Raw genomic sequence first — 25,767 nt, 5'->3', positions numbered from 1 at the left:
AATATAATTTAATTTTTAGACATTTTTAAGGAGTATAAATTGTCAAGAATTATTTTATTGCTTTGTTGTTTTTTAGCATTTTTGCAAGCTAAAAATTTTGATTTGATACAAACAAAACTTGAAAAAGTTGATGATATTTACGGCTATATAAAAGATGATCCTAGAATTTTATTATATTCAAGCGGTATTGTGGTGCATGAGATTGATACGCAAAAATCTATCATTGCAAGAGTGGGTGTGATTGGGCGTGAAAATGGCTTAGTTAAATTACAGTTTAAAGTTTTTGATATGCTAGCTCAAGATGCTATGCCCTTACCAAGTGTATTGCCGCAAGTAGGCGATAAAATAGTTTTAAATTATTTATACGATAGAGCTTTGATTATAGCTCCTGATAAAAGTGTGTATGATTTTATAGCACAAAAATTAAATGGAATTTATTTTTTACACCCTGATTTATTTGGTGCGCATATGATACAAGAATACCGTCAAACACCAAGAAGATCAGATTTTAGATCTTTTTGTTCTAAAAATGCAGTAGGACTTTTGGTAGTGGCTTTGGAAAAAAGAGCTGAAGTGATCGATTGTCAAGATTTTGGCAAGATTGAAGAAATTAGCATTCCATCAGCAAAAAGTTTACAGATACCATTTTACTCAAGAATCACAGGCTATAAAAGTGATATTTTTAGTTTAAACGATGAGGCAATTGGAAATTATTATGTATATTATGAAAAATTAATTAGCTTAACTAGAGAAAAATAATGCAAGAAATTCACCAAAAATTTTTTCAAAATCTTTTAGGGGTTGAAAACGCACACTTTGATCCTATTCATAAAAGAGCGTATAGTTATGATGCTACCAAAAAGCATTATTTGCCCGATGGGGTACTTTTTCCAAGAGACGAAAATGATATTAGTCAAATTTTAAAATATTGCAATAAAAATAAAATCATAGTGATCCCTAGAGGCTCGGGTAGTGGTTTTACGGGTGGAAGTTTGGCTATTAATGGCGGAGTAGTGCTAAGTTTTGAAAAGCATATGAATAAAATTTTAGAAATTGATCTTGAAAATTTAGTCGCAGTAGTGCAACCTGGTGTGATTAATATGGTTTTGCAAGAAAAGATAAAAGAGTATGGTTTATTTTATCCACCTGATCCTGCGAGCATGGAATATTCTTCTTTAGGGGGAAATGTAAGTGAAAATGCAGGTGGTATGAGGGCTGCTAAGTATGGTATCACCAAAGATTATGTGATGGCTTTAAGGGCGGTTTTACCTAATGGGGAAATTATTAGAGCGGGTAAAAAAACCATAAAAGATGTGGCAGGATATAATCTTGCTGGAATTTTAATCGCAAGTGAAGGTTCTTTGGCTGTACTTAGTGAGATTACTTTAAAGTTAGTCGCTTTGCCAAAATTTAAAAAAACCGCAATGGGAATTTTTAATAGCATTGATGAAGCTATGAATGCGGTTTATAAAACCTTAGCTAAAGGTGTTACGCCTGTTTCTATGGAATTTTTAGATCAACTTAGCATACAAGCATTAGAGCAAAAATTTCAAAAAGGCTTGCCAATGGATGCGGGTGCGATTTTGATTGCTGATGTAGATGGTAATGTGGAAGAAGCCATAGAAGCAGATCTTAAAATCCTACAAGAAAGTTTTTATGAATCAGGTGTAAGAGAATTTAAAATAGCAAAAAATGAGCAAGAAGCAGCTGATATTTGGTTTGCTAGAAGAAACTGTTCTCAAAGTATAGCAATGTATGGCAATTTAAAACTTAATGAAGATATTACAGTGCCGCGTTCAAAGCTACCAGAGCTTTTAAAAGGCATAAGCGAAATTTCTAAAAAATATGGTTTTAAAATTCCTTGTTTTGGGCATACTGGTGATGGAAATGTGCATACAAATGTTATGGTAAGTGATAAAAACAATCCTGAATTAGTTAAAAAAGGCTATGAAGCTGTGGAGGAAGTTTTTAAGCTTACGGTTTCTTTGGGTGGGACTTTAAGTGGAGAGCATGGCATAGGAATTTCAAAAGCTCCTTTTATGAAGCTAGCTTTTAATGAAGCTGAAATGGAGCTAATGAGAAATATCAAAAAAGCATTTGATCCAAATAATATACTCAACCCTTTTAAAATGGGACTTTGATGAATTTTAAAAACTTATTTAAAATTCTTTTAGCTTTAAGAGATAAAGAAATTTTAAATTATGCAGCAGCTTTAAGTTTTTATACGATTTTGTCGTTAATACCACTTTTATTTTTATGCTTTTGGGTTTTTACGCAAATTCCGAGTTTTGAAATTTATCAAGAAAAAATTAAAAATTTAATTTTCACTTTTTTGATTCCAACACAGCAAGATTTGATTACACAATACATCAACACTTTTTTAAAAAACAGTGTCAACTTAGGGCTGATCGGGCTTTTGGCTATGGCATTGACATCGTTGGCGTTTTTTTCAGGTTATGATTATGTGATTAATAAGCTTTTAGAGGAAGATTCAAAAAGTCTTTGGCATAGTATTAGTTCTTATTGGACTTTGGCAACTTTAACTCCACTTGGGCTTGGAGTGAGTTTTTATATCTCAGGTTTTATACAACAAACTTTAGATGAATTTAATATTGCTTTGAATTTTTTTGAGGTATTGCCTTATGTGATTATCTGGGCTTTATTTTTTGTATCTTATTCAAGTTCGGTTAGCAAGAAAGGGGATTTAAAAGCTTTGCTTGTTAGCTCTTTTGGTGCTTCTGTGATTTGGTATATTTCTAAAATGGTGTTTGTTTATTATGCGGTGTATAATAAGACTTATTTAAATGTGTATGGTTCTTTCTCGGTGATTTTATTTTTCTTTTTGTGGATTTATATTTCTTGGATTATTTATCTTTTAGGCTTAAAAACATATTTGTTTTTAAATCAAGAAAACAAAGGGAATAAACCCAAGAGAAACTATAAAAAGAGCTAAATATTTATTAAATATAGCGATTAAAGATAAAATTAAATAAATAAAATAAAACACAAAAGGTATTGATAGATTAATCGCATGCATTTTAAACTCAAAAAAATGCATTAAGTATAAATCTAATAAATTTCCATAAGAAAAAATATGCAAGATTAAAACCAAAGGATAAAATATTATAAAGGCTAAACTTAAAGGTATGGCTAAAAATTGCTGAAAGCTAAGTAGAGGAAAAAAGTATAATACAGGAGTAATCATTGCTAAAAAGGTCCAAATATTTAGTAAAAAAATGTGAGTGAAATTTGAAAATTGATCTTTGAAGTGATGAAGATATAAATAAATATAAAAAACTCCCAAAATAGAAAATAAAAATCCAACACTAAAAAGAAGTTTTGGAAAAATGCCAATACAAAATACTATACTTAAAAATAAAAATTTAAAACTTAAAATTTTGATATTTTTACTAAATAAATAAAAAGCGAAAAGACTCATTAGTAAAGCTCTTGTGTAAGAAGGGCTAAAGTCTATTAAAAATATATATAAAAGCAAAAGCAAAAAAGCAAAAATACTAACATCAAGTTTTAAACTTCTATAAGGAAAATATCGTTTGTGAAAAAAAGCATACAAAGGAGCAAAAATCAAAAAGCAAAAGCTAAATAACAAGCCCAAATGATACCCACTAATAGCGATTAAATGTGCAATATTGTAAAAATTCACATCATTTCTAAGTTCGCTTGATATATTTTTGGCAAAAAATAAAGCCCCATAAAACTCTTTGATTTTTTCGTTTTGATGTTGATTTAAAAAATACTTTATTAAGATATTTTCTTTTTGTGTTTTGGTTTTATTAAAGTCATAACTTGGCGCATAAAAACTTTTACTAAGATAATCTTTAAAGCTAATATTTTTAGTAATAATTCTAAGATTTACTACATCATTTTTGTTTAAATTTAGATATTTAAAACTAGTAGTGTAAAAAACAAAATCAGAATTTTTAAGTTTTAAAACTTGATATTTTTTATCTTTTTTATTAGTTTTTTCATAAGAAGATAAAACGATATTGTCTTTTAGCAATAAATGCTTAGTAAGTTTAAAATTTTGATATTTTTTATACTCATAGATAAGATTTAAACTAAAAATAGTAAAAAAGCATAATAATAAAATAAAAAAATCTCTATAAGTTTCTTTTATAGAGATTTTTAAAGTCATTTTTTCTTAGAAAAACGTGATAGATATAACCATATAATAAAAATTAAAGTGATTATAAAAGCAGGAGCTATGTAGGGATAGTTGGCAAATACCTCAAAGGCTTCTTTTAGGGTATTCCCAAAAATAAAACCAGCATAACCTAAAACAACAGCCCAAATCAAACTAGCTAAGGTATTAATAATAACAAATCTTAAAAGGCTAAATTTGCAAAGACCTGCTGCTATAGGAATGATAGTTTTTACTCCGTAAATAAATTTCTGCACCACTAAAAGCAAATCACCGTATTTTTTGATTTTCATCATAGCAAGAGCAATTTTTCTTCTATGATTTTTAAAATAAGGCATTATGTCTTTTTTGTAGTATTTTCCTAGGATAAATAATAAAGTTGAGCCTATGGTATTAGCCAAAAAGGCTAAAAATATACACAAATGTAAATCAAGCTTAGTAGAACTTGCACAAAGCACTCCTGCAGCAAGTATAGCAACCATACCACCACCAAAAGAATAAAAAAATAAAATCAAATAGCCATAAGTGCTTAGATTATCTATCATTTCTTGCATGAAAAACCTTACCTTGCAAAATCAATAGCTCTAAGCTCTCTGATAACATTGACTTTTATTTCACCAGGGTATTGAACTTTTTCTTGAATTTCTTCAGCTATTTCTTTAGCTAAAAGCACAGATTCATCATCATTGACTAATTTTGCATTAACAATAACTCTAATCTCCCTACCAGCATTAATTGCATAAGCTTTTTTAACTCCTTCTTTGCTTTTTGCTATATCTTCAAGCTCACTCACTCTTTTTAAGAATGCTTCAAGCACTTCACGTCTTGCGCCAGGACGTGCAGCACTTAATGTGTCGGCTGTGCAAACTGCAGCTGATTCTATACTAGTTGCTTCTTCGTGTCCATGGTGGGCATAAATAGCATTGATAACCACAGGGTGTTCTTTATATCTTTTACAAAGTTCAGCTCCTAAATCCACATGTGAGCCTTCAAATTCATGGGTTAATGCTTTGCCTATATCGTGTAAAATTCCAGCTCTTCTTGCTAGTTTTTCATCGCCACCACACTCAGCTGCTATGATTCCAGCTAAATGCGCTACTTCCAAAGAGTGTGCTAGAGCATTTTGTCCATAACTTGCTCTATATCTTAATTTTCCTATTAATTTAACAATTTCAGGATGGATATTATTAAGTCCTAAATCCATTACTATAGTTTGACCTTCTTCTAAGATATTATCTTCAAATTCTTTGCAAACTTTTTCATGAATTTCTTCTATTTTTGCAGGTTGTATTCTACCGTCTTCAACTAAAAGTTCAATCACCTTTGTAGCAATGGCGCGTCTATAAAGATTAAAACAACTTACAATGATCGCTCCTGGTGTGTCATCGATGATAATATCAACACCCAAAACCATTTCTAAGGTTTTAACATTTCTCCCTTCTTTACCTATAATGCGTCCTTTTAACTCATCATTTTTGATATTTACTACATTGATCAACCTTTCAGCAGCGAATTCTCCTGCAAATCTTGAAGTAGCTTGTGCTAAGATAAAATTAGCCTTTCTTTTGGCTTCATTTCTAGCTTCTTCTTCGTATTTTCTGACAATATGAGCAATTTCAGCTCTTGAGGTTTCTTCTACTTTTTGCAAGACTATACTTTTTGCCTCTTCTTGTGTGAGACCAGCTGAATGTTCAAGAATTTTTAAAACATCATTTAACTTTATTTCGTAGCTTTGTTTTAAATTTTCATTTTCTTCATGTAAAGCTTTTATAGCTTGTTGTTCTTTTGCTAATTTGTTTTTGTTTTCTTCATGAAGTTTTTCTTGATAATGAAGGTTTTGTTCTTTTTTGTTAAGCTCTTCTAGTTTAATAGAATGCTCTTTTTGTAGTTTTTGAATTTTTTCATCAAATTTTTTCTTTGCTGCAAATTCAGCCTCAGCAACTGAATTTTTAGCATCTTTAAGTGTTAGCTCAGCTTCATATTCAATGGCTTTTGCTTTTGCTTTTGCTTGCTCTAAAAAGATATTGAAATTTGCATCATTAATCTTTTTGGCGACTATATATCCAATCCCTCCGCCTATAAAAACGGCTATTAACGCGACTAATATTTCTATCATTGTTTTTAACTTTCCTAAAATATTTTTTATAAGGGTTTATATAAAAATTTCCTTTTATATCATGATCTTGGCTAAAAAATTGATCAGATTTTGCATCTATCATCTGTGTAAAAATAACCAAAGGTTTTTTATAAGAAATGCTTTTAAAAAACCTATCGTAAAAACCCTGACCATGACCAACTCTTCCTAATTTTGCATCTACTCCTATAACAGGGATAATCGCAACATCAATGCGAGTTTGCAAAAAAGAATCCTTTGGTTCATATACCCCAAAACTCTTTTTTTCAAGAGCTAATCTTAATTTTACTACCTTTAAACTTTTATCTTGCATAAATGGAACGAAAATTTGATATTTTTTTGCTAAAAGATGCCTGAATTTATAAAGATTGATTTCATATTTTAAAGGGATGTAAAGAAGTATATTTTTGCAGGTTTTATGCTTTTGTAGAATTTTTTTTACTTCTAAAAATACAGTAAAATCTCTTTTGTATTGATATTTTAATTTTAAATGCATTTTGGATTTTTGTTTTATTCTAAAATTGTTTTTTATCAAGGCTTTCCTTAAAGTTTTTAACTTTTTATGTTATACTTTTAAGCTTAAAAAATCATAAGGATAAGACTTGAAAATTAAATTTTTTTTAGTAATTTTTATTGTGGTATTTTTTGCTTCATGCTCTAGTGATAAAGAAAAATCTAGCACTGAAAATACAGACAATGCAAGTTTGACTCAAAGTGAAAATACTGATTTTACATTAAAATTTTTAGATGAAAGAAAAATGTATGTGAAATACTATGAGCAAGCATTTAATTTTGATGATACGGCTAAAGCTAAGTTGTTTGTTTTTTTTACGACTTGGTGCGCACCTTGTAAAGCTCAAATTCCACATTTAAATAATTTAAATAAAAAATATCAAGATAGGTTTGAAGTAATAGTGCTTTTTTTAGAAGAGAATAAAGAGCAAGAAATATTAACTTTTATAGAAGATGAAAAAATGAAATTTTCAGTAGCTATAGGAGAGAGTAATTTTGCTTTTTCTAAAGTTTTAAATATTAGTTCTGTCCCAACAATGGTGTTGTTTAATACAAAAGGTGAAAAGATTAAAGAGTATTTAGGGATAATCCCTGAGGAAATGTTAGATATAGATATACAAAAAGCGATAATGTGATGTTTGGATTCCTAAAAAATGGTTTAAAAAAAACCTTAGAAAGTATTCATTTAGTTAAGGCTTCAAATAAAATCATTACTAAAGATTTACTTGAGGAAATGCTTTTAGAAGCTGATGTGGCGTATGAAATAGTAGAAGAAATTATTTATTATCTTCCTCCAAATGATGAGGTTAAAAAAGCTGATTTAGAGCGTGTCATGGGGACTTATTTTATTTATGATAAACCAGAACTTGCTAATGCTAAACCTTTTGTGGATTTGATTTTAGGCGTAAATGGAGTGGGTAAGACTACAAGTATTGCTAAAATGGCGCATTTGCATAAAGAAAATGGCAAAAAAGTTATACTAGGAGCTTGTGATACTTTTAGAGCAGGAGCTATAGAGCAGCTAAAATTATGGGCACAAAAATTAAATATAGATATCATAGCTACTTCACAAGGACACGATCCTTCGGCAGTTGCTTATGATGCTATTTCTAAAGCTTTGGCAAAAAACTATGATAGAGTTATTTTAGATACAGCAGGACGCTTGCAAAATCAAAAAAATCTTGCTAATGAGCTTGAAAAAATTGTCCGCATAAGTGATAAAGCTATGCAAGGAGCTCCTCATAGAAAAATCCTTGTGCTTGATGGCACTCAAGGTGTAGCAGGAATTTTGCAGGCAAAAGCTTTTAATGATTTAGTAAAACTTGATGGAGTGGTGATTACCAAGCTTGATGGAACGGCTAAAGGTGGAGCGTTGTTTAGTATAGCAAGAGAGCTTGAGCTTCCTATTTTATATGTAGGAGTAGGGGAGAAAATGCAAGATTTGTGCGAGTTTAGCGTTAAAGATTATTTGGACGCTATATTGGAGCCTATTTTTAAATGAACGTGCTATTAAAAAATTTGTCTGCATTAAATAATCCTTGTTTAGTAGAAAAATTAAAGCAAAAACATAATAGTGTTTGGATGGTAGATAATAGGGGGGGCAGATCAACTAAATTGGATAAATCAAAATGGAGAATATTTATATAAAAACCCAAAAAAATATTTAGAAGAAACCATTATTTTATATCAAAATAAATATCTACTATATCCTGTTTTATATTTTTATGGCTTTGGTAGTGGTGTTTTGTATAAATGCTTGCTAAATAATCCAAATTTAAAGCATATAGTTGTTTTTGAAGATGATTTAGAATTGTTATATAGTGTGTTTAGTGTTTTAGATTTTTCGAATGAATTAAAAGAGCGAAAAATAATTATTTTAAATAGTGAAATTTCAAATCAAGATTTAGAGTATTTACTCTATATGAAACCTTTTTACAATTTTTTAAGAATATATGATATACACATACATAATGAGTACTATGAAAAATTTGAAAATAACATTCTTAAATTAAACAAAAAAATTTCAGAAATTTTAAAAATTATTGTTTTGCATCAAGGTAATGATATTAAAGATTCTTTACAAGGTTTGGTGCAATATATTTATAATTTACCAAATATGATAAAAAATCCTCCCTTGAAAAATTTATGGCTTAAGCAAAATAAAAAAGTTAAATCAGCCATTATAGTTTCTACTGGGCCATCTTTAAACAAGCAGCTTCCTTTACTAAAACAATATCAAGATAAATTTAGTATTTTTTGCGTAGACAGTGCATATTCCATTTTGGCAAAAAACAATATCAAGCCTGATTATGTTTTAATGAGTGAAAGAACAGAAGTAACTTCAAAATTAATAGAAAAAAATTATGAAAATATAGATAAAGATATTGTATTTGTTTTGTTGTCTTTAGTACATCCCTTATCGATCGAATGTTTAGTAAAAACTAATAGAAATTTTTTGCTAATTCCATACCCTACTATCTTTTTTAATGAAATTAATTTGTTTGATTTTGGAAAATCTCCATCAGGTGGAACGGTAGCTTATAATGCTTTACAATTAGCGTGTGATTTTAATCATGAAAATATTATTTTTATAGGTCAAGATTTAGCTTATGGTGAAGATGGTAGTTCACATCCTAAAGATTATATTTATGGTGCGCGTTATGAAAGTAATACAGAAAGAAAATTATGTGTAGCTTATGGTGGAAAAGGTGAGGTTTACACTCATAATATGTGGAATACATTCAGACTTGCTATACAAAATTATATAGCCAATAAAAAAGGTTTTAAATTTTATAATGCAACAGAAGGTGGAGCCAGGATAGAAGGCACTATAGAGAAACCATTTAAAGAGTGTTGCGAAGAATTTTTAGATGAAAACCTAACAAAGCCTTTTGAAAAACCATTATCATTGGATGAAAATATTCAAAATGAATTATTATTAAAAAGCTATAAAGTAGTTAATGATAATTTAGAATTTTGCGATGGGTTTATTAAAGAATTTGAGTTTTATTTTAAAAATTTAATTCAAATAGAAAATAAAATTCAATCTTTGGAGGTATTTGAAGATAAGAAGAGTTTGATTATCCAAAGTATGAAAAATTTAGATTTTTATAAAACTAAGCTTGATGAGTATTGTAAAACCTTTTTATATGAATTTATAAGACCTTTTTTACAGCAGTTTGAATTTAATTTAGCAAGAATTTATGTGATTAATCCAAGGACTAATGAAGAATGGTTTGGTAAGAATATAGCTTGGATGAAAGATCATATATTTTTATTTGAAATTTTAATAGCAAATATAAAAATGGCAAAAGATGAGATAAATAAACATTTAGATCCACTAAAAGATGAGATTCGAAAAAGACAACTAGATAATATTTAAAAATAAAATATATAATCTTTTTAAAAATATAGGTAATATTTATGGCTAAAAAACACATTTTATTTGAATGTCAAGCTTGTGGAAATCAACAAAGTAAATGGCTAGGAAAATGTCCCGAATGTGGCTCTTGGGATAGTTTTGTTGAGTTAAAGCAAGAACAAATTAAAGTCTTAAAAGAATTAAACTCACTTTCAAACACTCCAAGTTCTGCTGTATGTATAAATGATATTATAGCAGAAAATTTTACACGTATTAGTACTGATGATAATGAGCTTGATTTAGTTTTAGGTGGTGGGCTTGTTGTGGGCTCTTTGGTGTTGATAGGGGGTTCCCCGGGAGTTGGAAAATCTACGCTTTTGCTAAAGATTGCTTCAAATCTAGCTAAAAGTGGCAAAAAAGTGCTTTATGTAAGTGGTGAAGAGAGTAAATCGCAAATTAAATTACGCGCAGATCGCTTGAGCGCAAATTGTGAAAATTTATTTTTACTTACTGAGCTTTGCTTGGAAGATATTTTGAGTGAGCTTTCTAAAAAAGACTATGAAATTTTGATTATTGATTCTATACAAACCTTATATTCTAACAAAATCACTTCAGCTGCGGGTAGTATCACTCAGGTGAGAGAGATTACGTTTGAATTAATGCGTTATTCTAAAGCAAATAATATTAGTACTTTTATCATAGGGCATATTACCAAAGATGGAGCTATAGCAGGACCTAGAATTTTAGAGCATATGGTAGATGTGGTGCTTTATTTCGAAGGTGATGCTAATAAAGAAATAAGAATTTTAAGAGGTTTTAAAAATCGCTTTGGAAATATTTCAGAAGTTGGTATTTTTGAAATGACTTCCAAGGGTTTAATTAGTGCTAAAGATATAGCTAATAGATTTTTTACGCGTGGTAAGGCAGTAAGTGGTAGCGCTTTAAGTGTGGTGATGGAGGGAAGCAGAGCCTTAATACTAGAAATTCAAGCCTTGGTTTGTGAGAGTGCTTATCCAAAACGCAGCGCAACAGGCTATGAAAAAAATCGTTTAGATATGTTAATAGCTTTACTTGAGAGAAAGCTTGAAATTCCTTTGGGTCATTATGATGTTTTTATTAATATAAGTGGTGGGGTAAAAATTAGTGAAACTGCAGCAGATTTAGCGGTGGTTGCGGCGATTATTTCAAGTTTTAAAAATCGTCCTTTAAGTAAAGATAGTGTTTTTGTGGGTGAGCTTAGTTTAAATGGTGAGATCAAAGAGGTATTTTCACTTGATGTGCGTTTAAAAGAAGCTAAAATGCAAAAATTTAAAAATGCCATAGTGCCTGTAAAACCTATGGAGGAACTTGGCTTAAAATGTTTTGTAGCTAAAGAATTGCGTGAGGTTTTAGAATGGATGTAAAATTTGATGTAATTATTATAGGTTCAGGTCTTGGAGGATTAAGCGCAGGCGCTTTTTTAGCTAAAAATGGGAAAAGAGTTTTAGTTTTAGAACAGCATTCTTTAATTGGTGGATGTGCTACTTGTTTTAAAAGAAAAGGTGCTTTGATTGATGTGGGGCTTCATGAGATGGATTGGGGTGAGGCAAAAACTGATATGAAGCATTTGGTTTTTGATAAGCTTGGCATAAAGAATAAAATTCAAATTTTACCTTTACCAAGTGCATGGAGTATTAAAAGTAAAAATTATAATCTAACTTTACCTCATGGTATAGAAAAAGTAAAAGAGATTTTGAAAAAAGAATTTCCACAAGAATGCAAAGGTATTGATAAATATTTTAAAGCTATAAAAACGCAAGCTTATGCTATCCGAAGATTTCCTTGGGATTTAAAATTAAGCGAGTTATTGTTGTTTCCTTTTGACACTGCTTGGATATTTATTAAAAATAGATTGTTTAATAAAAAAGTTTATGATGTTTTGAATGCTTATATTAAAAATGATAAGCTAAAAAAGATTTTAAATGCAAATATGAGTTATTATCATCATGATAGTAAAGAATTTATTTTTAGTTTTCATGGTATTGCTCAAAAGCATTATTATGATGGCGGGGTGTATATCAAAGGTGGCTCACAAGCTTTAAGTGATGCTTTGGCTGAAGTTGTTAAAGAAAATCAAGGGCAGGTTTTAGCTAAGGCTGAAGTTGTTAAAATACTTATAAAAGATCAAAAAGCTTATGGAGTAGAATACATTCAAAATAATCAAAAACACACCATCTATGCACAAAATATCATCGCAAATTGCGATCCTTTAATTGTATATAAAGATTTGCTTAAAGATTTGAATTTAACCCTAGAAATCAAAGCAATAGAATCTAAAAAGCGTGCTTGTTCTTTGGTAAGTGCTTATTTTATTTATGATAAAGATATTTCTAAAATTTATGAAAATATGGATTATTGTAATTTTATATTCGAAGATGATTTTTTAAATAGTTCATATGAAAATACTAATATTTTAAAACTAGATATTAAACAAAGACCTATGGCTTTTGTGAATTATTCTAAGGTTGATAGTGGCTTAGCTAGCGATAAATACATAGGTGTTGTAGCTTTTAGTTCAAATTATAGCGAGTGGGACTTAAATAAGCAAGATTATAAAGCTAAAAAAAAAGAAGTATTAAAAGCTATAGTGCAAAGACTTGATGAGATTTTTCCAAATTTAAGTTCACACTTAATCCATCAAGAATTAGCCACGCCAAAAACTATACAAAGATATACTAAAGCTTACGAGGGCGCAATTTATGGATTTTCTCAAGATCAAGAAGGTGCTAAAAATAGACTGCATTATAAAAGTAAAAGTATAGAAAATTTGTATTTTGCAAATTCCTTTATTTTTCCTGGAGGTGGTTTTACGGGTGCGATTTTGGGTGGATATTTTTGTGCGAATAAAATGAATTTTCATTAAAATATAAGCAATTTTTTTTTATAATATTAGCTTTGAAATATTTATTCTGCTAAGGATTTTTAATGAAAGATTTATTTTTATTTAGTTCTTTTATAGATTCTAGTCACACTTTTGCATACTTTTTTCATTTGGGTATAGTGGTTGTGATTTCTTTGATTTTAGCAAAACTTGCTACAAGATCTATGCAAATTGTCCCAAGAGGTAGTCAGAATTTAGCTGAAGCTTACATGGAAGGTATTTTAAGTATGGGTAGAGATACTATGGGTAGTGATGAAGCTGCTAGAAAATACTTGCCTTTGGTTGCAACTATAGGTTTTATGGTATTTTTTAGTAATATTATAGGAATCATCCCTGGTTTTGAATCTCCTAGTGCTAGTTTAAATTTTAGTGCTTCTTTGGCTATTATAGTATTTGCATATTATCATTTTGAAGGTATCAAAACTCAAGGATTTTTTAAATATTTTGCACATTTTATGGGACCTGTGAAAATTCTAGCACCTTTAATGTTTCCTATAGAAGTGGTTTCTCATTTTTCAAGAGTTATTTCTTTATCTTTCCGTTTATTTGGCAATATCAAGGGGGATGATTTATTCTTAGCAGTTATTTTGGCTCTTGTACCTTGGGTTGCGCCATTGCCTGCTTATATGCTTTTAACTTTTATGGCATTTTTGCAATCTTTTATTTTTATGATTTTAACTTATGTTTATTTAGCAGGTGCAACTGTAGTTGATGAACATCATTAATTTTTAAAAAGCAAAAAATAATTTTTTGCTTTTTCTTTTTTTAATATTCTTCTTTTATTCTTTTTTAAACTCTTTTTGAAATAAAAAACGCTAGAATAAACAAAAAATTCTAAGGAAAATTTAATGTTTGAAGTTGTTATAGGACTTGAAGTTCATGCGCAATTAAATACAAAAACAAAAATCTTTTGCTCATGTGCGACTTCTTTTGGAGAAAAATCAAATACTAATGTATGCCCAACATGTTTAGCTTTACCAGGTGCTTTACCTGTATTAAATCAAGAAGCAGTGAAAAAAGCTATAGCATTTGGAAAAGCAGTTAATGCAACTATAAATAAAAAAAGTATTTTTAATAGAAAAAATTATTTTTATCCTGATTTGCCAAAAGCTTATCAAATTTCGCAATTTGATATTCCTATAGTGGAAAATGGTGAATTGTTTATCAATGTAAATGGAGAAAATAAACGCATAGGTATCACAAGAGCGCATTTAGAAGAAGATGCAGGAAAAAATATACATGAGAGTAATTTTTCAAAAGTAGATTTAAATAGAGCAGGTACGCCTTTGCTTGAAATTGTTAGTGAACCTGAACTTAGAAGCTCTGATGAAGCAGTGGTTTATTTGAAGAAATTGCATTCTATTATAAGATTTTTAGATATTTCAGATGCAAATATGCAAGAAGGTAGTTTTAGATGTGATGCTAATGTAAGTATTCGCCCAAAGGGTGATGATAAATTTTATACTAGAGTGGAGATTAAAAATTTAAATTCATTCCGTTTTATCCAAAAGGCGATTGAGTATGAAGTAAAACGTCAAAGTGAAGCTTGGGAAGATGGAAAATACGATCAAGAAGTTGTGCAAGAAACAAGATTATTTGATACGGTTAATTTAGTTACTAGAAGCATGAGAGGCAAAGAAGATTCTGCTGAGTATAGATATTTTCCTGATCCTGATCTTTTACCTGTGATTTTAGATGATGAAATGATAAGTCAAGATATACCTGAACTTCCTGATGAGAAAAAAACTAGATTTGTTGGTGAGTTAGGTATTAAAGAAAGCGATAGTGAAGTGATTGTTTCTTCATTAGAGCTTTGTAGGTATTTTGAGTATTTAATTGATCAAAAATTAAACCCAAAACTTTGTGTTACTTGGCTTACGACCGAGTTAATGGGACTTTTAAAAGGCGAGTTGACTATAGAAAACTCACCTATAAAACAAGAAAAACTAGCTGTTTTGATCAAGCGTATAGAAGAAAGTGTCATTAGTGCTAAAGCAGGTAAGGATATTTTAGCTCATGTGTTTGATAATACAGAAGTTGGAATTGATGATGCTATTGAAAAACTTGGTTTAAAACAGGTAAGTGATGATGGTGCTATTGAAAAGATTATCGATGAAATTTTAGCAAACAATGAAGATAAAGTAGCTGAATATAAAAGTGGTAAAGATAAGCTTTTTGGTTTCTTTGTTGGTCAGGCAATGAAAGCAGGCAAGGGTGCGTTCAATCCTGCTAAGGTAAATGAAATTTTAAAAGCAAAACTTGGTTAAATATGAAAATAGCAGTTGTTGGTGCAGGAAAATGGGGAAGCGCTTTATATGATGCATTGAGTGTTAAAAATGAATGCGTGATAACTTCTTTTCATAAAAAGGATCTTTCTTATTTTGTTGGCACTAAAGAAGCTTTAGAATATGAATATTTAGTTTTTGCCTTATACGCTCAAGGAATACATGAATGGCTTGCAAATAATTTTAAAGATTTAAATCAAAAAATTCTTGTAGCTTCTAAGGGTATTGATTGTAAAAGTTTAAAATTTATGGATGAGGTTTTTGGTGAGTTCGTAAGTAGCGATAGGCTTTGTTTTTTAAGTGGACCTTCTTTTGCAAGTGAAGTGCTAGAAAAAAAACCTTGTGCTTTGGTTATTAGTGGCAAAAATCAAGAACTTTGTAATCAATTTGCAAGTTTTTTTCCAAATTATATTAAAACCTACACAAGTTTTGATGTTAAAGGTGCTGAAATTTGTGGTGCATATAAGAATGTTTTAGCAATTGCAAGCGGGGTTTGTGATGGCTTAAATTTAGGAAATAATGCAAGAGCCTCTTTAGTCTCAAGAGGTTTAATAGAAATGTACCGCTTTGGGCAGTTTTTTAGTGCTAAAGAAGAAACTTTTTTAGGACTTAGCGGGGCTGGGGATTTGTTTTTAACAGCTTCAAGCAATCTATCAAGAAATTATAGAGTAGGTTTGAGTTTGGCTAGTGGTAAAAATATAAAAGATATTTTAATGGAACTTGGCGAGGTAGCCGAAGGAGTGCAAACTGCTTATGCAATTCATTCTTTAGCTAAGCAACATCAAATTTATACTCCAATTGTCAATGAGGTGGTTTTAATGCTAGAAGGTAAAAATGCTTGGGAGTCTTTAAAAGACCTAATGGTATCTAAGGAGGAAGCACAATGATTATCAAAAATGCAAAAATATACGGCGAACAAGAATTGGATCTTAAAATAGAAAATGGCAAAATCACTCAAATTGAACAAAATTTGAATGGCGATGAGCAAATGATCGATGCTGAAGGTAAAACACTTTTGCCTTCTTTGATTGATTTAAATGTTGCCTTGCTTGATAATGAATTTAGTATTGCAAAACTATACGAATTAGAAAAAGCATGTTTAAAAGGCGGAGTTGGGACTATTGTTTTAAAAGATAGTATGGAAGCAAATCTTCAAGGATATGCACTTTATTTTGACAAATTACAATCACTCGATGTAAATATCTTACCTAGTGTTAATGTGTTGGATAAAGAAGCTAAAATGAAAAATATTGCTACCTTGGTTGATATGGGCGCAAAAGTTTTGGAGGTTTCAAGTATATTAGGAGTAAATTTTTTAAAACAAAGCATGCAGTATGCGCATATGAAAGAAGTGCCGGTTTTTTTAAAATGCTTTGACGAAAATTTTGATGATCATGGTGTAATGAATGATAGCCAAATGAGTTTTGAGCTTGGATTAATAGGGATTAGTGATATAGCCGAAACAAGCGAAGTTGCAAAAATGAAAGAATTGGTAGATTTTTATCAAAATAATGCTTGTTTTAGTGCATTAGGCGTTGTGAAATCTTTTGAGCTTTTGAAAGATCATCAAAGTGAAATTTCCATTCATCATTTAGCTAAAGATGAAAACGCATGCGAGTGTTTTAATACCCAAGCAAAAATTTTACCGCCTTTAAGATCGAAAAATGAACTTTCATGTCTTATAAAAATGCTTCAAGATGGAAAAATTACCTTTTTAACTTCATTGCATACTCCTAGAACTAAAAAAGATTTGGCGTTTGATGAAGCAGATTTTGGAGTGGACGCTATAGCTGTGTATATGAGTTTGTGTTATAGTTATTTGGTAAGGACAAATATTTTATCATGGAAAGAGCTTTGTGATCTAGCAAGCTATCATCAAGCACAATTTTTAGGTTTAAATAAAGGTAAGATAGCAGTAGGATATGATGCAGATTTGGTTGTATTTGATGAAAGTGTTTCCTTTAAGGGCGAAGGTTTGTATCAAAATGATATTTTGCAAGGTAGAGTAGAAAAAAATTTTATCGGTGGAAAAGTTTTTAGCGTTTAAGCTAAAAACTTTTATTTATTTTGCATAGCTTGGGCTACTTGAGCAGAGCTATTTCTAATTTTTCCATACATTCTCTAGCTTCTTTAGCTAAATCTACGCTTTGATTTACTCCGCTTAATCCATCTTTAATGCTTTGTACTACTTCAGCGGTTACATTTCTGATAGAATTAATTGTATAATAATTTCATTTGCTGAATACCCAGTTTTTTCAGCTAGATTTCTAACTTCATCGGCAACAACAGCAAATTCACGTCCATGTTCTTCAGCACGTGCTGCTTTTATGGCAGTATTTAGTGCTAAAAGATTGGTTTAATTGCTATATTGCTAATGGCTTGAATGATATTTGATTTCTTCTGATTGTTCATTTAATGATGAAGCCAAATTACTACTATTATTCATCATTTCAGCAATATTTTGAATATTTTGAACTGTATTTTCTATAACACTATCACCTTTTTGAGTTAAATTATCATTTTACTCAGCTAATTCTTTGATAAGTTTTAATTTTTCCTCATCTCTTGCAACCTGCTCGGTAATATCTGTTGCAAATTTGATGACTTTATAGATTTCCCCATCATCGTTTTTGATAGGATTATAACTTGCTTCTAGGTGGATTAGCTTGTTATTTTTACCAAAGCGTATGAATTTTCCTGATTGAAATTTACCACTTCTTAATTCTTCCCAAAAAATGTATATTCTTTTGAGTTTCTAAACTTTTCCTCACAAAACATACTATGGTGTTTTCCTTTGATTTCACTTAGTGAATAACCCATTGTTTGAGTGAAGTTTTCATTGGCATTTAGAATTTCTCCATAAGGATTAAATTCAATAATCGCCATAGAATGATTAGCTGTATCTATGGTATTTTTTAAATCAAGCATTTCATAGCGTCTTTAAGTAATGTTATTGGCAAATTTAATAACATTGTGTATTTTGTTTTTTTGATCTAAAATAGGAAGATAATTAGCTTCAAGATAGATGCCTTTTCCACCTGTTGCAATACGTCTAAAAAGACCATTTCTTGATTCACCGCTTTTTAAATCTTTCTAAAAATCAGTATAGCGTTGAGATTTTACAACTTCAGGTAAGCAAAACATGCTGTGATATTTTCCTTTGATTTCATCTAGAGAGTAATTCATAGTTTTTAGAAAATTTTCATTAGCACTAATGAGGGGTCCATCTATTTGAAATTCTATCATTGTCATAGTTTTGCTTATAGCATTAAGTATATTTTGAAAAGCTTGGTTGGATTACTCTAATAGAGTAATTTGTTCATTAATTTTTTTCTTGTTGATAAATATAAAACCCCTTTATAAAATAGTTTGGAATTATATAGTGTTTTTTTAAAATAAATAATTTGTTTATATTAGTTTTTTGTTAAATTAGAAAATTTTTCTTGTAAAGAAGTTCTTATTGAATCATTGATTTTTTCACCATCATTTAGGTATTGCTTGTTAAGTTTTTCAAACTCTTTTAAAAAATCAAAAAGAACCTCTTCCCATAAAGCACTATTTTTTTTACTTAAATTCATGGTTTGAATATGATTAAGTTTTCTACTCATATCGCTTAAATTTTCTAAAAATTCATCTTTCTGATTTTCATTTTGAAGCATAAAAGTGTTTTGTAAAAGACTATTTTTGATATTTCTTATTTCTTCATTGATAAGATCACAAAATTCAGGATAGATATCATTTTTAATGGGTTCAAGTAAGACTTGCTCATCTAATTTTAAAGTATATTTTTTAATAGTAAAAAAAAGAATTAAAAAAGCTATTGCACTAATTAAGAGATAAAAAACCATATTTTTAAAATTCCTTAAAATGGTGCGGTTAGCGAGATTTGAACTCGCACACGCTGAGCGCACCACCCCCTCAAGATGGCGTGTCTACCAGTTCCACCATAACCGCATAAAGCCCTGTAAAAGGGCTTTTTAATTAAGCTGCTACTAATGCTTGGAATGGATTAGCATAAAGAGCAATAAGAGCAATAACAAGTGCATAAATAACTTGAGCTTCAATCATCGCTAAAGCAATAAACATAGTAGTCATTAATTTACCACCAAGACCAGGGTTTCTAGCAGTACCTGCTATAGTTGCTGCTGCAGTATTACCCATACCAATAGCACCACCTAAAGCTGCAACACCAAGTCCTAAACCTGCTGCTAAAATTGAAAAAGAAGCTAACCATTGATTCATAGAACCTTCAGCTGCGAATGCAAAACCACTTAAAGCTAGCATTAAAAATACGATTTTTTTCATAGTATTTCCTTGATTACAAAAATTTAAATCCTTTCGGCTTGCGTATCCCTACTCGTGATTTATAAAAATGAAATTATATATTAATGTAGCTTTAAAATTATTGAAATTTAAATTAATAAGCGTATTTTAAAATAAATTAAAGTTTTTTTTAGCTACATTAAATATTTTTCATGTGTTTATAAAATTTAAGGTTATTTTTATGAATGATAAATTTTCTAAAATAGGTTTTGTATTAGCAGTGGCAGGTTCAGCTGTTGGGCTTGGAAATGCTTGGAAATTTCCAACTTTAGTAGGGCAAAATGGAGGCTCAGCCTTTGTACTTTTGTATTTACTTTTGACTTTGGGTGTAGGTTTTGTGATATTTTTAGCAGAACTTAGTATAGGAAAACTTAGCGAAAAAGATCCTGTAAATGCTTATTATACTTTAGCACCAAAACATAAAAGAGCTTGGTCTATAGTTGGTTTTTCTTTAATAGGTGCTATTTTGATTGTTTCTTTTTATAGTGTGATTATAGGATGGATTGTGAAGTATGCTTATTTTGGATTTTTTCCTTTACCAAAAAGCATAGAAGAAAGTGGCGCTATTTTTGGAAATTTACTTTCCAATGATGTTTTATCTCAATTTGTATGTTTTACTTTTGTATTTATAGTGATTTTTTATGTAGTATCAAAAGGTGTTAAAAGTGGTATAGAAAAACTTAATGTTTGGATGATGCCAAGTTTATTTATACTACTTATTTTAATGCTTGGGTATTCTTTTAGCATGGATGGTTTTTCTAAGGCAAGTGAGTTTTTGTTTTCTCCGGACTTTTCTAAGCTTGGGACAGGGGCGTTTTTGAGTGCTTTAGGACTTGCTTGTTTTTCTTTATCGATTGGAGTGGGTTCAATTATAACTTATTCAGCAAGTTTATCCGATAAAACAAATTTTATTACAAGTACTATTAATATTATTATTATTAATATTATTATTGGTATTATGATGGGGCTTATTGTATTTACTTTCATATTTGAATTTAATGGAGATCCAGCTCAGGAAGGTCCAGGTTTGATTTTTGTATCTTTAATGAGTTTATTTTCAAATATTGATCCAGTTGGTTTTTTACCTTTGGGAAATATTTTGGCTATAGCCTTTTTTATAGCTTTATTTTTTGCAGGGATTACTTCAGCAGTTTCTATGATAGAACCTTTAACTTTTTACTTAATCAATTCTTATAATTTTACTCGCAAAAAAGCTTTAATTTTTATAGCATTCATTGTATATTTTTTGGGAAGTTTGTGTATTTTATCAGGAATTGAGTGGAGTAAAGATTCTTTAGAGTTTTTTGGAAAAAGCTTTTTTGATATATTAGATTTTATTGCTTCAAATTTAATGATGCCTTTGGGCGGGTTATTTGGTGCAATTTTTGTAGGTTTTGTGCTTAAAAAAGAAGCTTTACAAACTTTATTTTATCCTTATATGAGGGGTAAATATTTTGAATGTTGGTATTTTTTTGTAAGATATATTTCACCTTTAGCTGTGATTTTAATCATGGTAAAACAATTATTTTTTTAAGGTTAAAAGATGAATGAAAAATTTTCTAAAATAGGTTTTGTATTAGCAGTGGCAGGTTCAGCTGTTGGGCTTGGAAATGCTTGGAAATTTCCAACTTTAGTGGGTAATAATGGTGGATCAGCTTTTGTGGTGGTGTATTTGCTTTTAACTTTAGGTGTGGCTTTTGTGATATTTTTAGCCGAACTTAGTATAGGAAAACTTAGCGAAAAAGATCCTGTAAATGCTTATTATACTTTAGCGCCAAAGCATAAAAAAGCATGGTCTTATGCGGGATTTTTTATGCTTGGTGCTATTATTCTAGTGTCTTTTTATAGTGTGGTGATAGGTTGGATAGCAAAATATGCTTATTTTGGATTTTTTCCTTTACCAAAAAGCATAGAAGAAAGTGGCGCTATTTTTGGAAATTTACTTTCCAATGATGTTTTATCTCAATTTGTATGTTTTACTTTTGTATTTATAGTGATTTTTTATGTAGTATCAAAAGGTGTTAAAAGTGGTATAGAAAAACTTAATGTTTGGATGATGCCAAGTTTATTTATACTACTTATTTTAATGCTTGGGTATTCTTTTAGCATGGATGGTTTTTCTAAGGCAAGTGAGTTTTTGTTTGTGCCTGATTTTTCAAAATTAAGTGTTAATTCTATATTAGATGCACTAGGACTTGCATTTTTTAGTATGTCTTTGGGTGTATGTGTGATTTTAACTTATGCAGCAAGTTTGCCCGATAAAACAAATTTTATAAGCAGTGCTTTAAATATTATCATTATTAATACTATCATTGGTTTGATGATGGGACTTATTGTGTTTACCTTTATTTTTGAATTTGGCGCTGATCCCACCCAACAAGGACCAGGGCTTATTTTTGTATCACTAACTACGCTTTTTGCAAAGTTAGGATTTTTAGGAAATATTTTAGCCATAGCCTTTTTTATTGCGTTATTTTTTGCAGGAATCACCTCGGCTATTTCTATGATAGAGCCTTTCACTTTTTATCTAATAAACCGTTATCAAATTTCAAGAAAGAAAGCTTTGATTTTTGTAGGTATGATAGTGTATTTTCTTGGAAGTTTGTCTATACTTTCTTTTTATCATGTAAGTGCACCAAGTTTAAATTTCTTTGGAAAAAGTTTTTTTGATATTTTAGACTTTTTCATACAAAATTTACTCATGCCAATTTCTGCATTGATTACTGCATTTTTTGTGGGATTTGTGATTAAAAAAGAAGCTTTACAAAAATTATTTCAGCCTTTTATGCGTGGTGTGTGTTTTGAAGTGTGGTATATCTTTTTAAGATATATTTCTCCTTTAGCAGTGATTTTAATCATGGCTAGACAGCTTTTATTCTAAGGCGTTAAAATGAATGATAAATTTTCTAAAATCGGCTTTATTTTAGCCGTAGCAGGTGGAGCTATAGGACTTGGAAATGCTTGGAAATTTCCAACCCTAGTAGGGCAAAATGGTGGTTTTGCTTTTGTACTTTTGTATTTGCTTTTAACAATTAGCGTCGGATTTTGCGTGTTTTTGGCTGAAATTGCCATGGGAAGATTAAGTCAAAGTGATCCTGTAAATGCCTATAAAAGCCTAGCAACCAAATGCGCTCATAAGTGGAAATTCGCGGGATTTTTTATGCTCGGTGGAATTTTTGTGCTTTCGTTTTATTTAGTGATCATGGGTTGGGTTTTAAAGTATATGGTCACTTCAGTTTATTATTTACCTAGTAATACTCAAGAAGCGGGTGCTTTGTTTGGTAATTTGATACAAAGTAGCATCTTAGAAAGTAGTGTGTATTTTCTTATTGCGTTTTTTCTTACTTTATTTGTGGTTTCAAGAGGGGTAAAAAGTGGCATAGAAAAATTAAATATTTGGATTATGCCAAGTTTATTTATCATGCTTATTTTGATGCTAGTGTATTGTTTTTTTCAAGATGGTTTTAAAGAAGCATTTGTGTATTTGTTTTATCCTGATTTTAGTAAATTAAGTTTAAATTCAGTATTGACAGCATTAGGACTTGCATTTTTTACCTTGTGTTTGGGCATAGGTTGCATTACAACTTATGCGGCGTCATTAAAAGATGATACTAATTTGATCACAAGTTCAATGGTGATTGTGCTTTTAAATATTCTCATTGGCTTGATGATGGGGCTTATTGTGTTTACTTTTATATTTAAATTTAATGCCAATCCAGCAGAAGGTGCGGGCTTAGTTTTTATTTCTCTAACAACACTGTTTTCCAATTTAGATAGTGTTTTGGGACATTTTTTAGCTTTTTATTTTTTCTTGGCATTATTTTTTGCAGGAATTACCTCGGCTGTTTCCATGATAGAACCTTTTACTTTTTATCTTGTAAATGAGTATCAAATTTCAAGAAAGAAAGCCTTGATTTTTATAGGTTTGGTGGTTTTTGTTTTAGGAATGAGTTGTATTTTATCTTTTAGTGCAAGCTATGGAGCTAGTTTTAGCTTTTTTGGATTGAACTTTTTTGATATTTTAGATAAGTTAACATCTAATTTTATGCTACCTTTGGGCGTGATTGCGAGTGCTATCTTTGTTGGCTTTTTTATGGATAAAGAAAAAATATATCACTTATTTTCTAAATTTATGAGTCGAAGGGTTTTTGAAGTGTGGTATTTCTTGTTAAGATTTATTGCTCCTTTATCAATTATTATCATTATGTTAAACCAAATTTTATAAATTTTGTTTTTTAAGAAAGTAAAGTTATAATTGTATGGAGTAAAAAAAAGGAAATGTTATGGCTAAAAAATTAATCGATGTGATGGATACCACTTTTAGAGATGGTTTTCAATCTGTTTACGGCGCTAGAGTTTTAATGAATGACTTTTTTCCTGCTTTAGAAGCGGCCAAAGAAGCAGGAATTACGCATTTTGAATTTGGTGGTGGAGCTAGATTTCAGAGTTTATTTTTCTATTTAAATGAAAATGCTTTTGAAATGATGGATAAATTTAGAGCCATTGTTGGAAAAGATGCAAATTTACAAACTCTTGCAAGAGGTGTAAATACCGTAGCACTAGATACAGGCAGTAAGGAAATTATTGACTTGCATGCAAAGATGTTTGCAAAACATGGCACAACTACTATAAGAAATTTTGACGCATTAAATGATGTAAATAATCTAAAATTTAGCGGAGAATGTATAGTTAAACATGGTTTAAAGCATGAAATTACTATCACATTGATGGATCTTCCTCCTAAATGTAAAGGTGCACATGATGTGCCTTTTTATGAGAAAATCTTAAAAGAAATTTTACAAGCTCAAATTCCTTTTGATAGTATATGTTTTAAAGATGCAAGTGGTACCTCTAATCCAAATAAAATTTATGAAGTTATAAAAATGGCTAGAAAAAACTTGCCTGAAAATACACACATAAGATTACATACTCACGAAACAGCAGGGGTAAGCGTGGCATGTTATTTAGCAGCCTTAGAAGCAGGTGCTGATGGGATAGATTTAGCAGCTGCACCAGTGAGTGGTGGTACTTCTCAGCCAGATATCTTAACCATGCTGCATGCATTAAAAGGTAGTAATTTTGATCTTGGTTTAGATGAGGAGAAAATTTTAAAATATGAAGATGTGTTAAAAGATTGCTTGAAAGATTATTTTTTACCACCAGAAGCAACAGCAGTTAATCCTTTAATACCTTTTTCTCCTATGCCAGGTGGAGCATTAACTGCCAATACTCAAATGATGAGAGATAATAATATCTTAGATAAATTCCCGCAAGTGATCAAGGCAATGCAAGAAGTAGTGGAAAAAGGTGGATACGGTACTTCGGTTACTCCTGTGTCGCAGTTTTATTTTCAGCAAGCTTTTAATAATGTTATATTTGGTCCTTGGAAGAAAATCGCAGAAGGATATGGAAAAATGGTTTTGGGTTATTTTGGTAAAACTCCTGTTGCTCCAGATGCTGAAGTGATTAAACTTGCAAGCGAGCAGTTAAAATTAGAGCCTACAACAAAATTGGCTACAGATATCGCTGATGCTGATGAGAGTAAAAGCATAGCATATATTAAAAATATTTTAGAAAAAGAAAATTTAGAAACAAGCGAGGAAAATATTTTTATTGTTGCAGCTTGCAAAGAAAAGGGGATTGCTTTCTTAAAAGGTGAGGCGAAAGTAAATGCTAGAAAAAATAGCAAACTAAAACCAAGTGTTATTAATGAAAATCAATTCACTGTTTCTGTTAATGGCAACAAATATCACGTTGAGGTAAGTCCAGGTTTTGATAGAGATGTAAATGTTAAAAGTGCTGTAAAAGTAAATACAGATAAGACAGAAGTGAAAAAAACACAAGTAAATGACAATGCTAATGCGATCGTTGCGAGTATGAATGCAAATGTTTTTAAAATACTAGCAAAAGAAAATGATACTGTTAAAGCTGGTCAAGTAGTAGCAGTCCTTGAAGCAATGAAGATGGAAATTGAAATCACTGCAGGAAAAGATGGGGAGATCGCAGAAATTTTAGTAAATGCAGGTGAAAGTGTGAGCGAAGGTCAAGCTTTGATGACTTATAAATAAG

24 protein-coding genes, 1 tRNA gene and 1 pseudogene are annotated in these 25,767 nt (G+C 30.2%); 16 read left to right on the top strand and 10 right to left on the bottom strand.

Annotation, left to right across the window (positions count from 1 at the left end):
• Positions 1 to 48 precede the first annotated feature (48 nt).
• From CSUB8523_RS07550 to CSUB8523_RS07540, 3 genes are read left to right on the top strand one after another with little or no spacing between them, the layout of a single operon-like run.
• Entirely contained in the window at positions 49 to 759 is a 711-nt protein-coding gene (locus CSUB8523_RS07550) for a plasminogen-binding N-terminal domain-containing protein (protein WP_082019387.1), read from the top strand.
• Positions 759 to 2,141, top strand: coding sequence for a gycolate oxidase, subunit GlcD-related protein (locus CSUB8523_RS07545; protein ID WP_043020093.1), 1,383 nt, complete (start codon positions 759 to 761; stop codon positions 2,139 to 2,141). The genes CSUB8523_RS07550 and CSUB8523_RS07545 overlap by 1 nt, the downstream gene beginning before the upstream one ends.
• On the top strand, positions 2,141 to 2,953 hold the full coding sequence (locus CSUB8523_RS07540; protein WP_043020092.1) for a ribonuclease BN: 813 nt from the start codon (positions 2,141 to 2,143) through the stop codon (positions 2,951 to 2,953). The genes CSUB8523_RS07545 and CSUB8523_RS07540 overlap by 1 nt, the downstream gene beginning before the upstream one ends.
• On the opposite strand, the gene CSUB8523_RS07535 is transcribed toward CSUB8523_RS07540, so the two are convergent.
• The 4 genes from CSUB8523_RS07535 to CSUB8523_RS07520 are packed head-to-tail and all read right to left on the bottom strand — an operon-like array spanning position 2,900 to position 6,831.
• A complete protein-coding gene (locus CSUB8523_RS07535) occupies positions 2,900 to 4,156 on the bottom strand; it encodes a ComEC/Rec2 family competence protein (protein ID WP_043020091.1) in 1,257 nt (418 codons plus the stop codon). The genes CSUB8523_RS07540 and CSUB8523_RS07535 overlap by 54 nt on opposite strands.
• Entirely contained in the window at positions 4,153 to 4,716 is a 564-nt protein-coding gene (locus CSUB8523_RS07530) for a DedA family protein (RefSeq protein WP_043020090.1), read from the bottom strand. Before CSUB8523_RS07530 ends, CSUB8523_RS07535 begins: the two co-directional genes overlap by 4 nt.
• Positions 4,717 to 4,724: 8 nt before the next feature.
• The gene (gene rny, locus CSUB8523_RS07525) at positions 4,725 to 6,278 is read right to left on the bottom strand and encodes a ribonuclease Y (protein WP_043020089.1); all 1,554 of its coding nucleotides are present in this window, start codon (positions 6,276 to 6,278) and stop codon (positions 4,725 to 4,727) included.
• Positions 6,202 to 6,831: a 5-formyltetrahydrofolate cyclo-ligase gene (locus tag CSUB8523_RS07520; RefSeq protein WP_043020088.1), complete on the bottom strand. Its 630-nt coding sequence runs from the start codon at positions 6,829 to 6,831 to the stop codon at positions 6,202 to 6,204. The genes rny and CSUB8523_RS07520 overlap by 77 nt, the downstream gene beginning before the upstream one ends.
• Before the next feature lie 67 nt (positions 6,832 to 6,898).
• Between CSUB8523_RS07520 and CSUB8523_RS07515 the strand changes: the two genes are divergently transcribed.
• The 9 genes from CSUB8523_RS07515 (at position 6,899) to CSUB8523_RS07475 (ending at position 17,422) form a co-directional block, all read left to right on the top strand.
• Positions 6,899 to 7,444, top strand: a complete 546-nt coding sequence (locus tag CSUB8523_RS07515; RefSeq protein WP_043020087.1) for a TlpA family protein disulfide reductase — start codon at positions 6,899 to 6,901, stop codon at positions 7,442 to 7,444.
• On the top strand, positions 7,444 to 8,310 hold the full coding sequence (gene ftsY / locus CSUB8523_RS07510) for a signal recognition particle-docking protein FtsY (protein WP_043020086.1): 867 nt from the start codon (positions 7,444 to 7,446) through the stop codon (positions 8,308 to 8,310). The genes CSUB8523_RS07515 and ftsY overlap by 1 nt, the downstream gene beginning before the upstream one ends.
• 87 nt (positions 8,311 to 8,397) lie before the next feature.
• Positions 8,398 to 10,191, top strand: coding sequence for a motility associated factor glycosyltransferase family protein (locus CSUB8523_RS07505; protein ID WP_470262280.1), 1,794 nt, complete (start codon positions 8,398 to 8,400; stop codon positions 10,189 to 10,191).
• 41 nt (positions 10,192 to 10,232) lie between these two features.
• Positions 10,233 to 11,573, top strand: coding sequence for a DNA repair protein RadA (gene radA / locus CSUB8523_RS07500; protein WP_043020085.1), 1,341 nt, complete (start codon positions 10,233 to 10,235; stop codon positions 11,571 to 11,573).
• Positions 11,564 to 13,072 carry a phytoene desaturase family protein gene (locus CSUB8523_RS07495; protein WP_052243690.1) on the top strand — a complete coding sequence of 503 codons (1,509 nt, stop codon included), beginning with the start codon at positions 11,564 to 11,566 and terminating at the stop codon, positions 13,070 to 13,072. The genes radA and CSUB8523_RS07495 overlap by 10 nt, the downstream gene beginning before the upstream one ends.
• A gap of 62 nt (positions 13,073 to 13,134) precedes the next feature.
• Complete coding sequence (locus tag CSUB8523_RS07490; protein ID WP_043020084.1) at positions 13,135 to 13,815, top strand: F0F1 ATP synthase subunit A; 681 nt, start codon at positions 13,135 to 13,137, stop codon at positions 13,813 to 13,815.
• Positions 13,816 to 13,938: 123 nt separating this feature from the next.
• Complete coding sequence (gatB, locus tag CSUB8523_RS07485; RefSeq protein WP_043020083.1) at positions 13,939 to 15,357, top strand: Asp-tRNA(Asn)/Glu-tRNA(Gln) amidotransferase subunit GatB; 1,419 nt, start codon at positions 13,939 to 13,941, stop codon at positions 15,355 to 15,357.
• 2 nt (positions 15,358 to 15,359) lie between these two features.
• On the top strand, positions 15,360 to 16,262 hold the full coding sequence (locus CSUB8523_RS07480; protein ID WP_043020082.1) for an NAD(P)H-dependent glycerol-3-phosphate dehydrogenase: 903 nt from the start codon (positions 15,360 to 15,362) through the stop codon (positions 16,260 to 16,262).
• Positions 16,259 to 17,422: a dihydroorotase, subgroup IIa gene (locus tag CSUB8523_RS07475; protein ID WP_043020081.1), complete on the top strand. Its 1,164-nt coding sequence runs from the start codon at positions 16,259 to 16,261 to the stop codon at positions 17,420 to 17,422. Before CSUB8523_RS07480 ends, CSUB8523_RS07475 begins: the two co-directional genes overlap by 4 nt.
• A gap of 192 nt (positions 17,423 to 17,614) precedes the next feature.
• On the opposite strand, the pseudogene CSUB8523_RS10780 reads toward CSUB8523_RS07475, so the two are convergent.
• The 6 genes and pseudogenes from CSUB8523_RS10780 to CSUB8523_RS07455 form a co-directional block, all read right to left on the bottom strand.
• Positions 17,615 to 17,731, bottom strand: a pseudogene (locus tag CSUB8523_RS10780) (methyl-accepting chemotaxis protein); the annotation flags it as partial.
• Positions 17,732 to 18,093: 362 nt separating this feature from the next.
• Positions 18,094 to 18,303, bottom strand: coding sequence for a PAS domain S-box protein (locus tag CSUB8523_RS10775; protein WP_148308435.1), 210 nt, complete (start codon positions 18,301 to 18,303; stop codon positions 18,094 to 18,096).
• 165 nt (positions 18,304 to 18,468) lie between these two features.
• The gene (locus CSUB8523_RS10770; RefSeq protein WP_158336975.1) at positions 18,469 to 18,627 is read right to left on the bottom strand and encodes a PAS domain-containing protein; all 159 of its coding nucleotides are present in this window, start codon (positions 18,625 to 18,627) and stop codon (positions 18,469 to 18,471) included.
• Positions 18,628 to 18,788: 161 nt separating this feature from the next.
• Positions 18,789 to 19,223, bottom strand: a complete 435-nt coding sequence (locus CSUB8523_RS07465; protein ID WP_043020080.1) for a hypothetical protein — start codon at positions 19,221 to 19,223, stop codon at positions 18,789 to 18,791.
• A 20-nt stretch (positions 19,224 to 19,243) separates the two neighbouring features.
• Positions 19,244 to 19,329 (bottom strand) — tRNA-Leu (locus CSUB8523_RS07460).
• A gap of 27 nt (positions 19,330 to 19,356) precedes the next feature.
• Positions 19,357 to 19,680, bottom strand: a complete 324-nt coding sequence (locus CSUB8523_RS07455) for a F0F1 ATP synthase subunit C (RefSeq protein WP_012661906.1) — start codon at positions 19,678 to 19,680, stop codon at positions 19,357 to 19,359.
• A gap of 199 nt (positions 19,681 to 19,879) precedes the next feature.
• Here CSUB8523_RS07455 and CSUB8523_RS07450 point away from each other — a divergent pair, with 199 nt between their 5' ends.
• The 4 genes from CSUB8523_RS07450 to CSUB8523_RS07435 are packed head-to-tail and all read left to right on the top strand — an operon-like array spanning position 19,880 to position 25,766.
• On the top strand, positions 19,880 to 21,232 hold the full coding sequence (locus tag CSUB8523_RS07450; protein ID WP_043020079.1) for a sodium-dependent transporter: 1,353 nt from the start codon (positions 19,880 to 19,882) through the stop codon (positions 21,230 to 21,232).
• 9 nt (positions 21,233 to 21,241) lie between these two features.
• The gene (locus CSUB8523_RS07445) at positions 21,242 to 22,579 is read left to right on the top strand and encodes a sodium-dependent transporter (RefSeq protein ID WP_039664389.1); all 1,338 of its coding nucleotides are present in this window, start codon (positions 21,242 to 21,244) and stop codon (positions 22,577 to 22,579) included.
• Positions 22,580 to 22,588: 9 nt separating this feature from the next.
• Entirely contained in the window at positions 22,589 to 23,923 is a 1,335-nt protein-coding gene (locus tag CSUB8523_RS07440) for a sodium-dependent transporter (protein WP_039664388.1), read from the top strand.
• Positions 23,924 to 23,981: 58 nt separating this feature from the next.
• Complete coding sequence (locus CSUB8523_RS07435; protein ID WP_043020078.1) at positions 23,982 to 25,766, top strand: pyruvate carboxylase subunit B; 1,785 nt, start codon at positions 23,982 to 23,984, stop codon at positions 25,764 to 25,766.
• Position 25,767 lies beyond the last annotated feature (1 nt).

Source organism: Campylobacter subantarcticus LMG 24377, assembly GCF_000816305.1.
In the GTDB taxonomy this organism is placed as follows: domain Bacteria; phylum Campylobacterota; class Campylobacteria; order Campylobacterales; family Campylobacteraceae; genus Campylobacter_D; species Campylobacter_D subantarcticus.
Note: the sequence above shows the minus strand (reverse complement) of the source record. Positions and strands in the feature narration are given on the sequence as shown.